Below are 13,332 nucleotides of genomic sequence, written 5' to 3'. Positions count from 1 at the left end.
ATCAGTTGATGAGGCTAATATTGGTGGAGCAGGTTTATCGGGCGTTTCGGATTTTACGGGGGGAACCGTACCATAAGTAAATGAGGTTTTTTTAATTCTATATAAAAATTGCATTTTAAGGGAGAGGTTTAATGTATTTAGAAGTTACAGTAATTGATTATTTAAATGTAGACGGTAAACTGACCAACTTTAATATTACACCAAAGGATTTAAACTCTCATGTAATAGTAGAATCTTTATCAATCGCTCAAAGACTTAGAAGCAGTCCGAACATGTCAGTTGGTGGAACAATGATATATAATTCAGACCAATGTAAAATAAGAAAAATTGAAACTCAACTACGTACTTTTACTCAAACCTCAACTTCAAATATTGTTAGCTTTCAATTTAATCATAAAAACTTACCATTAGGACCATCTAATCGAGGAAACGGTGGTTTATGGAACTTTCTCTTGCCTCCTCGTTGGCGTTTGAGGGATTTAAAGGTAGTTGACCCATACGATAATACCTCAGAAATTATGAGTGAAAAAAGGGAGTTTAGGTATTCGGTGTTTTGGGATGAAGAATATGATACTCAAATGATAGAAATGGAGCTAAGGTCAAATAGAGGTAGTTTCTCTTTCGAAGTAATAGGAACAATGTCGCTCATTGATACTGACGAATCAGAAGTACAATATGTACCCTCTTTTACTACTGGTAATGCTGTCGAGAAATTGGAAGATATACGAATTCTTGATAATGGTGGAAAACTAATACTAGCCTCTCAGTTAGCTGAAAAAGCTAAATGGTTCGAACTAAAACCTAATTTTTTTGGAATAGGTTTAAATATAAATGCAATAATTGAAAGTATAGATTCATATATAGCTAGATTAACTGAGAGAAGAAGATAAAAATATCGAAAAAAAGTATTCGTTAAAAAGTGGACGAATACTTTTTCCTTTTTTTCCATACGAATCTCAAAAATATAAACAGTTTATATGATAAAATGGTCCTAAGTACCATTTATTTGGAGGAAAGATAATGAACAATCAGACATACAATCAAATCGTTAGTTTTATATGGGGCATCGCAGATGATTGTCTCCGTGATGTATATGTTCGTGGGAAATATAGAGATGTAATTTTGCCAATGACTGTTATTCGTCGTTTGGATGCTGTTTTAGAACCAACAAAAGATGCAGTTTTACAGATGAAAAAAAATCTAGACGCAGCTGGAGTTATTAATCAAACAGATGCTCTATGCAGTGTAGCAGGGCAATCGTTTTGTAACACGTCACCTTTCACTCTTAAAGACTTGAAGTCACGTGCTAAGCAGCAACAATTGAAAGCTGACTTTATTGCCTATTTAGATGGCTTTTCGCCAAATGTCCAAGAAATCCTTGAAAAGTTTAAGTTTCGTAATCAGATAGATACGATGATTGAAGCTGATATCTTAGGTGCTGTTATTGAGAAATTTGTAAGTCCTACTATTAACTTAAGTCCAAAACCAGTATTAGACGATAATGATGATGTGAAGATACCGGGACTTGATAATCATACTATGGGTGTCATCTTCGAGGAACTTATTCGCCGTTTTAATGAAGAAAATAATGAAGAGGCTGGGGAACACTTCACCCCACGTGATGTAGTCGAACTGATGGCAGACATTACGTTCTTACCGATTGCGGACAAAATTAAAAATGCACCATACCTTGTATACGACGGAGCATGTGGAACAGGTGGGATGTTGACGATTGCTGATGAGCGACTACACCAGCTAGCAAAGGAACATGGAAAGGAAATCAACACCTATTTGTATGGACAGGAAATTAACCCAGAAACTTATGCTATAACTAAAGCAGACTTACTAATTAAAGGTGAAGCATTGCAGGATGATAACGTAGCGTTTGGTTCTACATTATCCAACGATGGGTATCCAACTCTTAACTTTGATTTCATGTTATCCAATCCACCTTACGGAAAGAGTTGGAAAACAGACTTAGAGCGACTGGGCGGAAAATCAGACATTTCAGACCCTCGCTTTATTGTGACGCACAATGGAGAATCTGATTTTAAAATGATTCCTCGTTCAAGTGATGGACAGATGCTATTTCTCGCAAACAAGCTGAGTAAAATGAAACATGATACAGAACTAGGAAGCCGTATTGTTGAAGTACACAATGGTTCTTCTTTATTTACTGGAGATGCAGGTCAAGGTGAAAGTAATATTAGAAGATATATAATTGAAAACGATTGGTTAGAAGCAATTATTGCACTGCCTGAAAACATGTTCTACAATACGGGCATTGCTACTTATATTTGGGTCGTGACTAACAGAAAAGCACCACATCGTCGTGGAAAAGTACAACTCATTGATGCTACTAACATGAAAAGTTCTCTGCGTAAAAATCTTGGGAACAAAAATTGCGAATTGACTCCTGAATTAAGAAAACAAATTACAGATACGCTAATTAACTTTGAAGAAACTGAGAACTCTAAAATTTTTGACAATCAAGAATTTGGCTACCATAAGATAATCGTGGAAAGACCATTGCGTTTAAGTGTGAATTTGACAAAGGAAAATCTAATCAATTTTAGGGAAATATGTAGCAAGGAGAAAGACGCAACTTTAGCAAGACTTATCGAGAAGACAGCAGAAAAGTACGACTATGATATTTTACAAGACTTTAACCAATTCATTAGTGACCTAAGTGAAACTGGAAAAGATTCAAGTGAAAAACTGTCAGCTAAAAGAATGAACTTAATTAAAAATCAACTAACACAAGTCGACGAGGCTGCTGAGAAAGTCATTAAGAAAGTGCATAAACCAGGAAAAGCGAAAGCGAATCCTATAGCTGGATTATTCAGTACTATAATTGATGGAAAAGATTGCGTTGTAGAATATGAGTCAGATAGTAATTTAAGAGATACAGAACAAATTCCTTTGCTACTTGAAGGAGGAATAGAGCATTTCTTTAAGTCTGAAGTACTTCCTTATGTGTCAGATGCTTGGATTGATGAAAGTAAAACTCAATTAGGCTACGAAATCAGCTTTACCAAGTATTTCTATAGACCTGTACAACTACGTACTCTTGAGGAAATTTTAGCTGATATAAAAGTTTTGGAAGGACAAACTGAAGGTTTACTTCAGGATATCATAAGGGGGTAAACGAAATGACTAGCAATCTTAAACCTTATGATAATTATAAAAAATCGGATATCCCTTTTTTGGCAGAAGTGCCAAAGGATTGGGAAGTATATCCTTTCTATTCCTTAGCTAATATAAAATCAAAAATAAACAATGTTGATGAAGAATTGCTATCTGTTTATTTAAATAAAGGCGTAATTAAGTATAATCAATCAACAGGTACTCAAGTACACAAACCTAGCCAAGATTTATCAAAATATCAATTAGTTGAGCCAGGAGATTTAGTATTGAATAATCAGCAAGCATGGAGGGGCTCTGTCGGAGTATCTAAATACAGAGGAATTGTTAGTCCAGCGTATTATGTGTTTGGTTTATCAAACCTAGTTAATCCTGATTTTGGAAACTACTTATTTCGAGATTCAGTAATGGTAAATCAATATGTACTCTCCTCAAAAGGGGTAGGAAGTATACAAAGAAATCTTTATTATCCATTTTTAAAAAGAGTTCTAGTGCCACTACCATCAAGAATAGAACAAGAACAGATTGTTAAATATTTGGATTATCAGATGGTTAAGATAGATAAATTTATAAAAACAAAGAAAAAGCTTATTACTGTTTTAAAAGAGCAAATTGAAAGTCATTTATATGGTAATGTAACGGGCCATACTACTATAAAATCTTGGGAAAGTGCGTTTCCTGAAGACTGGAAGTTAATAAAATCAAAAAGATTATTCAAGGAAATAAAAATTAATAACTGCCCTGGGAAAGAATTATTAGCTGTAACCCAAGATAAGGGAGTAGTTTTAAAAAAAGATTGTGATATAAACTATGTTTCTCCTAGTGGAGACCTTAGTGGATTAAAGCTTGTTAGAAAAGGTGATTTTGTAATAAGTTTAAGGTCATTTCAAGGAGGGATAGAATTTTCTAATATTGAAGGGATTGTTTCTCCTGCATACAACGTTTTTTGTTTAAGAAAAGAATATTCTTCTGAAGAATATAATTTTTATTATAAATATTTATTTAAAACGAAAGCTTTTATTTCCATGTTGAATACAATTGTTTCAGGTATTAGGGATGGGAAAAATATTAGTTATACTGACTTTTCTAAGTTGAATATTCCAGTACCGCCTATAGAGACAGCTTTAGAAGTTATGGAGCTTGTCAAAAAGTATGAATATTTAAAGATACAGTTTGAACAAGAACATAAATTACTTAATGAATATAGCAGAAAACTTATATCCGATATTGTTACCGGAAAAGTGGATGTTCGTAATATTAAGGTTGATGGAATACAAGAGATAAACTTAGGTGATGAAATTTCAGAAGATGAAATAATAGATTTGGAGGAAGTTTTAGAGGGCGAGGAGTGTGAGGTTTAATGGCAACTAATACCAAAGAATCAGGACTCGAGGCATTGATTGTAAACCATCTTGTGAATCAAAATGGATATGAACAAGGACAAAACAGTGACTATAATAAAGACTATGCAATAGATGAGAAACGGTTCTTTCGGTTCTTAGAAGATACTCAAAAAGAAAAGTTAGAGATGTTGGGTGTTTATAAAAGTGATAGCAACAAAGCAAAATTGTTGAATCGCTTGCAGGGTGAAATTACGAAAAATGGTGTAATTGAAGTCTTAAGGAATGGACTAAAAATTTATCCAGTGACACTTGATTTGTTTTACCTTACTCCTTCTGAAGCAAATGAGGCAGCCCAAGTTCTATATGGTAAAAATATATTTAGTGTAACGAGACAGTTGATGTATTCGAGAGACAACATGAAACTCGCTCTTGATTTCGTAATCTTTCTTAACGGTCTTCCTATCATTACATGTGAACTTAAGAATCAACTGACAAAGCAGAATGTTGAGGATGCGGTCTATCAGTATAAGATAGACCGTGACCCTCGTGAATTACTCTTTCAATTTGGACGATGTATGGTTCATTTTGCAGTTGATGACAATGAAGTCCGCATGTGTACGAAACTTGATGGTAAGAAATCCTGGTTCCTACCTTTTAACAAAGGATATAAAAATGGAGCTGGGAATCCTCCTAATCCTGATGGAATTAAGACGGACTATCTTTGGAAACAAATTTTTGTGAAAAGTGAACTTGCCAATATCATTGAGAACTATGCACAAATTGTTGAGGAGAAAGACCAAGAAACTAAAAAGGTAAAGCGTTCCCAAATATTTCCTCGATATCATCAGTTGTCTGGTGTGAAATCTATCTTAGCTGATGTCAGTGATAAGGGTGTCGGTCAAAAATATCTTATCCAACATAGTGCAGGAAGTGGAAAATCAAATTCAATTGCTTGGCTTGCTCATCAATTAGTTTCATTGTCAAAGGACGGTAAGAATTTTTTTGATTCAGTTATCGTTGTCACTGACCGAATTAACCTCGATAAGCAGATTAAGAATACCATCAAAGGATTTATGCAAGTATCGAATACGGTGGGCCATGCAGAAAGTTCAGGAGATTTAAGGAAACTACTTCAAGGCGGTAAGAAAATCATCATTACCATTGTGCATAAATTCCCGTACATTCTTGATGACATCGGAAACGAACACAGAAAAAATAAGTTTGCTATCATCATTGACGAAGCTCATTCCAGTCAGAGTGGGAACATGTCAGCCAAAATGAATATGGCACTTTCTGACCAATATGAAGATGAGGAAAATGAAACGACAGAAGATAAGATTTTAAAGATACTAGAGGGGAGAAAAATGCTTAACAATGCGAGTTACTTTGCATTCACAGCAACCCCGAAGAATAAAACGCTTGAAATGTTTGGTGTTCCTTATTCAAAGGACGGAAAGATTAAACATCGACCGTTCCATGTCTATACAATGAAACAAGCCATTCAGGAAGGCTTCATTTTGGACGTATTGAAAGACTACACGCCGATTAAGAGTTACTATAAGATTGCTAAGATAGTAGAAGATGACCCGAAATTTGACAAAAAGAAGGCACAAAAAAAGCTGAGAAAGTATGTTGAGTCCAATGAAAAGGCAATCGAACTGAAGTCGGAAATCATGGTAGACCATTTTCATGACCAAGTGATTGCAAAAGGAAAAATTGGCGGTCATGCTCGTGCTATGGTTGTAACTAGCAGCATTGAACGAGCAATTCAGTACTACTATTCAATATCTGCATATTTGGAAAAACGTAAAAGTCAGTTCAAACCGATTGTTGCCTTTTCAGGTGAGCACGAATACGGTGGGAAAAAGGTAACAGAAAGCTCAGTTAATGGGTTTCCGAGCAGTGAGATTGAAAAAAAACTAAAAAAGGACCCATACCGTCTCCTTGTAGTCGCAAATAAATTCCAAACGGGTTATGATGAGCCGCTTCTTCATACGATGTATGTTGACAAGGTCTTAACTGATATTAAAGCAGTTCAAACCCTTTCACGTTTAAATCGAGCTCATCCACAGAAACATGATACATTCGTACTTGACTTTGCAAATGAAACAATTACGATTCAAGATGCTTTTTCCAAGTATTATAAAACAACGGTGCTTTCAGAAGAGACTGACCCGGATAAGTTGAATGACTTAGAAAGTGACATCAGACGATATCATGTTTTCACAGATACACATATTGAAAACCTAGTTGAGCTGTACCTTAATGGAGCGGAACGAGATAAGTTAGACCCAATTCTTGATGTCTGTGCAAAGCATTATGAAGATGATTTGGATGAAGATGGTCAAATTGACTTCAAGAGCAAGGCGAAGGCATTTGTTCGCACGTACGGATTTTTGGCATCCATTTTACCTTATGGGAACCCCGAGTGGGAAAGACTTTCAATCTTTCTAAACTTCTTGATACCAAAGCTACCTGCACCAAAAGAAGAAGACCTATCAATTGGTATCCTCGAAGCGATTGACTTAGATAGTTACAGGGCAGAAGCACAGGCTAAAATGTCCATTGTACTAGAGGATAAGGAAGAGTATGAAATTGCACCAGTACCTACATCGGCAATGGGTGGGAAATCAGAAGTAGAGTTAGATTTATTGAGTAATATTCTTGAAACGTTCCATGACCTCTTTGGAAATATTCCTTGGAGGGACGAAGACCAGGTTAAAAAACATATTGCTGCTATCCCGGAGATTGTCGCAAAAGATAAAGATTATCAAAATGCGATGAAAAACTCTGATAAACAAAATGCAAAAATTGAGAGCCAAAAAGCCTTAAATCGAGCTGTCATTAACCTTATGTCTGACAACATGGAAGTGTTTAAGCAGTACAATGATAACGACTCTTTTAAGAAATGGTTATCAGACATGGTGTTTACACTAACATACAATACAGATGGCGATGTGTACTCCGGCAGTCCGAAAATTAGCTGATAAGCGTAATGAGAGCGAATTTAAATATATATTATAGTTATGAGTTTAATAGAGGATGTTCTCACGTCAATTAGACGTGGGGCATCCTCTTTTTATTTTGCCTAAGGAGAGATATAAATGAAAAAATCATCTGCAAAGAGAGTGAATATTGTATCGGTTAAATTGGTTAGAGAGTCTAGTATTCTTTATGAAAGAAGAAGTATCCGTTCACCACAGGATGCGTACGATTTGTTTAAGAGTTTCTTAGAAGATAAAGACCGTGAGCACTTCATAGTTGTGTCTTTGGACACTAAGAACCAGCCTGTTTCCATCAACATTTGTCACATTGGTAGTTTGAATGCAAGTATCGTTAGTCCTCGTGAGGTCATGAAGTCAGCCATATTGTCCTCAGCTGCGAGCATCATGGTAGCCCATAACCATCCATCTGGTGAAACTACTGAATCCAGGGAAGACGTGGAAGTTACTAAACGACTTGCTGAAGCTGGAAAGTTGATGGGAATTGAGCTATTGGACCATATAATTATTGGTGATGGTAAGTATAATTCTTTAAAAGAGAAAGGCGTTATTTGAAAGGAGTAAAAAGACAGTGAAAACAATAAAAAACACGCTAAAAACAGAAGTCACTTATGATGATGAAATGAAAAACAAATATCTTATCAGGAAAGAGTGGGACAAGAGCAAGAAAAAAGCACTTGTCATCATGAAAAGCGCTGGTCAAGCAGATGAAATTGTGCAAGACCAAACAACAATGTACGTCATTAATAATCTTTCAAAATTGGAATACGGTGTTGCAGAAATTGTGAATTTATTCCCATCGATGGATGGTGATGAAACGAAAGAGTCCAGTGTTGAAAATCTGAAATGTATTCAAGAAGCTATCGCCAGAGTAGATGATGTCATAATTGCGGTTGGAAAGGGAGTAGAGACGAACAAGAAAGCTGTTGAACGGTTAAAAATGATTTTAGCTCTATTGCTAGACAAGAAAGCAAACATCCTGCAACTAGAAGCAAAATTTGGGCGGAAAGGTTTCCATCCCCTCTATCCTGCATTGAAACACCAGTGGAAATTAGTAGGGTATGAGGATAGCGAGAAGGTATGCTAAAAATATATTGTATGAGAGGTACAAGTCATGTTTAGTATTGAACAGCTGAAGGTTTTCATGGGAGAGAAGTTTGGTGTGGCAGTTGAATCAGATGCAGTAGGAGAGGAAGCGGTACTTCTATATCATGAGGAACTGGACGAGGAACTTATTTCAAATGATGTGAAGCGGATTTTACCAAATCCAGTTTCATTTCAAACGTATATATACAATGAAGAATCAGAGTGGATTATTGGCGTTGCTACAGAAGCAGAAACCAATAGTTCACTTTTTCTAGTTTGTCTAAAAGACGGAGAGAGGATTTATGAAGAGGTCTTACTCCGAAAAAAGGATAATGAGAAATGATATATACAGCATATGTTAATGAATTAGAGGAACGTTCCTATCAGCACGTGACCTTCGATATGGAAGATTGGTCTTTTGTCTATTTTACAGCGAAGGATAAGGGCGAAGAAATCGAAATAAAGATTTGTCTTGAAAGTGAAAATATCTATCATCGAAAAATGGGATTTGAAGACTGGTGGTACGTGGATTACTTAGAAGGGGATATTGTCTTAAGTGATATTGGTGTAAAATAAAGGGATGAAAAATCGGAAACGAGATTCCGATTTTTTTGATAACAGAGGGGTATAACCTTCTACTAAGGAGTTGAAAAGATGGTTGAAAAAATCACTATGTATCAAATTACTAAAGAATTACTAGTACTAAAAGGTGAAGACATAGATACAATTCCTGCCGACGTAGTAAAAGATGCCAACCCTAATAATTGTAAATATTTTAAAAAGGTCTTAAATTCAGTAGCTATAGATGAAGAAATATTTAAAAATAAAACTGGATTTTCTTTTAACATAAATTCTAAAGAAGCCATTAAATCAATAATTAGGGGCCATGTTACATACAGTAAATTGATGCAAAAGCATCCGAAGGATAGAGATTTAAAACTTTTAAACGAGCTAACATCTTATATTAAAACGCTGTTAATAAATGAGATTGAAGAGCAATTTACTTTACAGTCAATGTTAGCAAAACTGGAACTGGTAACATTCAATGAAAGGCAACAACTGAATAAGTATTTACAAAATTTAAGCATACCAAACCTTGAAGAGACATTAAGTCCCACAGATGAGGAAATATTACATATGTATTATATTGAAGAGATGATTTTACTAAAAAGGAAGTTTGAACATATTCGTGAACTTTTCTCCGAAATTAGAGCAGAAGAGGTTGTTAATAAGTCGGTCGAAGAAATTGTAAATTTGAACTCTGATGAATTATTAGAAATTAGTCCATTTATGGAGAAGATTAAGTTAGACCGTTTAGTTATAAAAGATTTATTAGATACTAAAAAGCGGAAAGATACCATGGTACAGAAAACCATTGAAGAATTGGCTAATCAAGCTGGACTAAAAGAAAAAGAATTTATCAGTGAGTTAAAAGTTTTTAGGAAGAAAGGGTATAAGGAACATAGCTTGTTCGAACTAAGTAACGAAAGAACCTATGTAGGCACTGAAGAATATGCTTCACCATACGAAATTTTAGAGCAAGCAAAAAAAGAATATAAAGAATCCAAAAGCAAAGAGCCAAAAAAATCACCCTCTTCTAAAGAGATGATGGCACTGAAAGAAATACTAAGAGCAAATGGGTTTTTAAAGGGACAATAGTGTGAAATGCACTATTGTTTTTTTTTTTGAGAAAGGGTATCTCAAATTTCTATTTATGAGATACCCATTGGTTATAAAAGCATATGGCATTATATGAATTGTAGAAAACAGTTAGCTCTTCAAACCTGGAAAATCAGAATAGAGTTTTGAAAACTAACTATATTTTAGGAGGGGAAATTGATGCTGTTGAAAGAACAAACTCAAAAATATTACAAAGGAAAATTGACCTTCATTAATAATGTTCAGGAGCATATTAGTTTGGAAAACATTTCAGGGAAGGAACAAAGATTAATGGAAAGGTATGATTTTGGAGATGAGATATTCGATGAAAATGGCGAAAATGATTTCGCTGTCCTAGATGATGTCAATACAGTAAAAAATGTAATGGTCTTTGTGGAAGTTAACCGCTACAGAGAAAAACTTTTGTCAGATATGCAAGATGGAGAAAGAAGCAAAGTTATTAGTCTTATTATTGACAATCTCAATAAGTTTCACATAAAACCTGTTGCTTATGAAGTGAAAGCTGATTCCATTGTAGTTGCATGGTATCTCAATACAGTGATAAATACTTTCAGATTTTCTGAGTCTATTGAGTCTTTAGTAGACTTCTATGAAAAGGAAGAAAACAGCCGTGAAGAATTGGAGGTATTGGAGTAGTGGCACTAAAAAAAGTAAGGCGTCCAGTATTGGATGGTGAAAAAGAAGTTTCAGAAGAGAAAGGATGGAAAAATGTGTTGGACAAAAATAATGCAGAAGAAGGATGGAATAGTCCAGTCGCACCGAGACAATCGGCAAATAGCGACCTTATTGACCCAGATATGCAACAGGATTTCTTTAATGAAGATAGTAATGTGTATGAACCAAACAAGGAGAGAAATGATTCTGCATTAAACCGTACCATTTCTTTTTTCGGGGACAATGTGAAATTGCCAAGGAAGGCAAAAGTTGAGCAAGGTAACTATCACTTCCGTATTGACAACATAGCTAGTAAAGAAAATGTAGCAGGGAAATTCGGACCATATGACCAGTTGTATATTACGTTCTCTGTTCAAAAGATGGGTATGGAAGTACCTCAGCAAATTACTATCCCATATATCGTATCAACAAAAGCTGAGTCGCCATTTATGGTCTTTCTTTCTAGCTTTAAATCCCTTTTTCAAGGGCAAAACATCACGATTAATCAATTAGTTGGATTGGTAGGAACATGTGAAATAAGCCATTTTGAAACAGCTTCAGGTGATATATATGAAAGATTACTAGTTAAAAGCTTAAATTCATAATTTAAATGTATTTTTAAGAGTAGGAATAGGCTCGTAAAGCCTATTTCCGACCCAGGTAAGGAGATATGGACATGCTAACAGTAAACAACCTGAATGATTATGTTTCAAACTATCCAATCAGCAAAGTAAAATTGCTAGAATCGACTATAACAACAAGAACCAAAATACTATCAATAGATATTAAAGAAAATCTTTCTTTACTTGTTACAGCAGTAAAAATGGTCTCTTCTGAAGAAGGTGCTGCCTTCTTCTCAGCATTAATGAATCATGTACATGAAACAACAAGACAAGTTGCTAAAGAAATGTACAATAATGCTGAATTAGTGTCTGAATCCCTTGTTCCGTTAGACCTTCTGGAAGAATTAAAACTTATCCTTATGGTTGGAAAAGCAGAGGAACGTGGCTATTTATATGATGAAAAGAAAAATAGCTACACGTTCAATGCTAACGCTTTTGCAAAGCACTTTATAAAAAGATGTCATGTTCGTTCTACAAAGGATGGTCGATTGTTCCTTTACAACAGAAAAGGTGTGTTTGAAGAACTCTCTGAAGTTAGTCTTGGAAAGGTCCTACGAACAATCATGCACGAGGGCAGATGGAACAGTTGGAAAAGCCCTTATGAAACCGAAGTAGTAAAAGTACTTCAACGTGAAGCTATTACTGTTGAAGAAATGAATACAAATCGCAATTACATTAATGTGAGGAATGGGATGCTCAGCTTGACAACCTTTACACTTCATCCTCACTCACCTGAATTTTTATCAACCGTACAAATTCCGATTGAGTATAACCCTAATGCCACCGCTCCTCATTTCATGAGTTTTATGAAAGCTATTACCATTGATGACAGCCAGCTAATTAATGTTCATCAAGAGTTAGTAGGGTATTGGCTGACGGTCGAAACAAAAGCTGAAAAGGCAGTTTATTATTATGGTGGTGGGGCTAATGGCAAAAGTGTCCTGGCTTCCATAGTTACTGCTCTTGTAGGTGAAGATAATGTTAGTAGTGTCCCTCTCTCAGAATTCAGCCAAACATTTGGCATGGAAAACCTTATTGGGAAATCGCTTAATATTGCAGCAGAGAATGAAATGGGCGGTAAAGCACTCAAAACCGAAAACTTTAAGGCAATTGTTAGTGGAGATAACATTACTATTAATATTAAGTATCGCCCAGCTATTAATTATCGACCATACTGCCGATTAGTTTTTTTAGTCAATAATCTTCCCGACTCATCAGACGTAACAGAAGGCTATTTTCGAAAAATTATTATCGTTCCTTTTCCAAGAACCTTTAAAAAAGAAGAACGAAACGTAGAATTGAAAAACGAGCTGCTTAAAGAACTTCCTGGAATTCTTAATTGGGCGATTCAAGGATTGAAGCGGCTTAGAAGTAACAACTATCAGTTCAGTGAGTGTAAAGCTATTAAGGAAACCGAAAGTGCTTATCATGATGAGCAAAATCCAGTGAAAGAATTTTTTCATTCCCATGTAGTCCAAGTGGACGGTTCCCGTACTAAGCAATCTGACTTTTACAATATGTATAGCCAATGGTTAACTGTTCAAGGGATTGACGACAAAGGAACGAAATCTCGTCAAGTGTTTTGGCGCTATTTCAAAATAATTTTAGACAGTAAAAATATCCCGATTGTGAAGAAAAAAGTCAAAGGAACTGTCTACTATGATGGAATAAAGCTGATAGAGTTGGGAGATTTACATTTCCCTATTATAGCTGGCGATAGTATTCAGTTTTAAGGGGGATAGGGGGTGTGTGAAAACCAAAAAAATCACACAATACCTAAAGCTAAAAACCAAAATAAAA

13 protein-coding genes are annotated in these 13,332 nt (G+C 35.3%); all 13 read left to right on the top strand.

Going from position 1 to position 13,332, the window contains the following annotated elements:
- Positions 1 to 80: 23S rRNA (pseudouridine(1915)-N(3))-methyltransferase RlmH (locus RUH74_RS09630; RefSeq protein ID WP_313800087.1), on the top strand; the 80-nt coding region annotated here is incomplete at its 5' end.
- Positions 81 to 131: 51 nt separating this feature from the next.
- Positions 132 to 890 (top strand): hypothetical protein, encoded by a 759-nt coding sequence (locus tag RUH74_RS09625; protein ID WP_313800081.1) that lies wholly within the window; start codon positions 132 to 134, stop codon positions 888 to 890.
- 130 nt (positions 891 to 1,020) lie between these two features.
- Complete coding sequence (locus RUH74_RS09620; protein WP_313800080.1) at positions 1,021 to 3,147, top strand: type I restriction-modification system subunit M; 2,127 nt, start codon at positions 1,021 to 1,023, stop codon at positions 3,145 to 3,147.
- A 5-nt stretch (positions 3,148 to 3,152) separates the two neighbouring features.
- Positions 3,153 to 4,505 (top strand): restriction endonuclease subunit S, encoded by a 1,353-nt coding sequence (locus RUH74_RS09615; RefSeq protein ID WP_313800079.1) that lies wholly within the window; start codon positions 3,153 to 3,155, stop codon positions 4,503 to 4,505.
- Complete coding sequence (locus RUH74_RS09610; protein ID WP_313800078.1) at positions 4,505 to 7,474, top strand: type I restriction endonuclease subunit R; 2,970 nt, start codon at positions 4,505 to 4,507, stop codon at positions 7,472 to 7,474. Before RUH74_RS09615 ends, RUH74_RS09610 begins: the two co-directional genes overlap by 1 nt.
- Positions 7,475 to 7,591: 117 nt before the next feature.
- Positions 7,592 to 8,044 carry a RadC family protein gene (gene radC / locus RUH74_RS09605; protein ID WP_206833328.1) on the top strand — a complete coding sequence of 151 codons (453 nt, stop codon included), beginning with the start codon at positions 7,592 to 7,594 and terminating at the stop codon, positions 8,042 to 8,044.
- 16 nt (positions 8,045 to 8,060) lie between these two features.
- A complete protein-coding gene (locus tag RUH74_RS09600) occupies positions 8,061 to 8,576 on the top strand; it encodes a DUF1643 domain-containing protein (RefSeq protein ID WP_313800077.1) in 516 nt (171 codons plus the stop codon).
- Positions 8,577 to 8,603: 27 nt separating this feature from the next.
- The gene (locus tag RUH74_RS09595) at positions 8,604 to 8,918 is read left to right on the top strand and encodes a hypothetical protein (protein ID WP_313800076.1); all 315 of its coding nucleotides are present in this window, start codon (positions 8,604 to 8,606) and stop codon (positions 8,916 to 8,918) included.
- Complete coding sequence (locus RUH74_RS09590; RefSeq protein ID WP_313800075.1) at positions 8,915 to 9,151, top strand: hypothetical protein; 237 nt, start codon at positions 8,915 to 8,917, stop codon at positions 9,149 to 9,151. The genes RUH74_RS09595 and RUH74_RS09590 overlap by 4 nt, the downstream gene beginning before the upstream one ends.
- A 78-nt stretch (positions 9,152 to 9,229) precedes the next feature.
- The gene (locus RUH74_RS09585; RefSeq protein WP_313800074.1) at positions 9,230 to 10,234 is read left to right on the top strand and encodes a hypothetical protein; all 1,005 of its coding nucleotides are present in this window, start codon (positions 9,230 to 9,232) and stop codon (positions 10,232 to 10,234) included.
- A 180-nt stretch (positions 10,235 to 10,414) separates the two neighbouring features.
- Positions 10,415 to 10,891: a hypothetical protein gene (locus RUH74_RS09580; protein WP_313800073.1), complete on the top strand. Its 477-nt coding sequence runs from the start codon at positions 10,415 to 10,417 to the stop codon at positions 10,889 to 10,891.
- The gene (locus RUH74_RS09575; RefSeq protein ID WP_313800072.1) at positions 10,891 to 11,514 is read left to right on the top strand and encodes a hypothetical protein; all 624 of its coding nucleotides are present in this window, start codon (positions 10,891 to 10,893) and stop codon (positions 11,512 to 11,514) included. Before RUH74_RS09580 ends, RUH74_RS09575 begins: the two co-directional genes overlap by 1 nt.
- A gap of 71 nt (positions 11,515 to 11,585) precedes the next feature.
- On the top strand, positions 11,586 to 13,265 hold the full coding sequence (locus RUH74_RS09570; protein ID WP_313800071.1) for a DNA primase family protein: 1,680 nt from the start codon (positions 11,586 to 11,588) through the stop codon (positions 13,263 to 13,265).
- The last annotated feature ends 67 nt before the right edge of the window (positions 13,266 to 13,332 follow it).

The organism is Cytobacillus sp., assembly GCF_032154635.1.
In the GTDB taxonomy this organism is placed as follows: domain Bacteria; phylum Bacillota; class Bacilli; order Bacillales; family Cytobacillaceae; genus Cytobacillus.
This window is presented reverse-complemented; position numbering and strand designations above follow the sequence as displayed.

Bases quoted from the DNA above. Each gene is read 5' to 3' on its own strand.
- RUH74_RS09615 (WP_313800079.1), top strand. From the start codon at position 3,153: ATGACTAGCAATCTTAAACCTTATGATAATTATAAAAAATCGGATATC.
- radC (WP_206833328.1), top strand. From the start codon at position 7,592: ATGAAAAAATCATCTGCAAAGAGAGTGAATATTGTATCGGTTAAATTG.
- RUH74_RS09610 (WP_313800078.1), top strand. From the start codon at position 4,505: ATGGCAACTAATACCAAAGAATCAGGACTCGAGGCATTGATTGTAAAC.
- RUH74_RS09595 (WP_313800076.1), top strand. From the start codon at position 8,604: ATGTTTAGTATTGAACAGCTGAAGGTTTTCATGGGAGAGAAGTTTGGT.
- RUH74_RS09570 (WP_313800071.1), top strand. From the start codon at position 11,586: ATGCTAACAGTAAACAACCTGAATGATTATGTTTCAAACTATCCAATC.
- RUH74_RS09620 (WP_313800080.1), top strand. From the start codon at position 1,021: ATGAACAATCAGACATACAATCAAATCGTTAGTTTTATATGGGGCATC.
- RUH74_RS09625 (WP_313800081.1), top strand. From the start codon at position 132: ATGTATTTAGAAGTTACAGTAATTGATTATTTAAATGTAGACGGTAAA.
- RUH74_RS09580 (WP_313800073.1), top strand. From the start codon at position 10,415: ATGCTGTTGAAAGAACAAACTCAAAAATATTACAAAGGAAAATTGACC.
- RUH74_RS09585 (WP_313800074.1), top strand. From the start codon at position 9,230: ATGGTTGAAAAAATCACTATGTATCAAATTACTAAAGAATTACTAGTA.
- RUH74_RS09590 (WP_313800075.1), top strand. From the start codon at position 8,915: ATGATATATACAGCATATGTTAATGAATTAGAGGAACGTTCCTATCAG.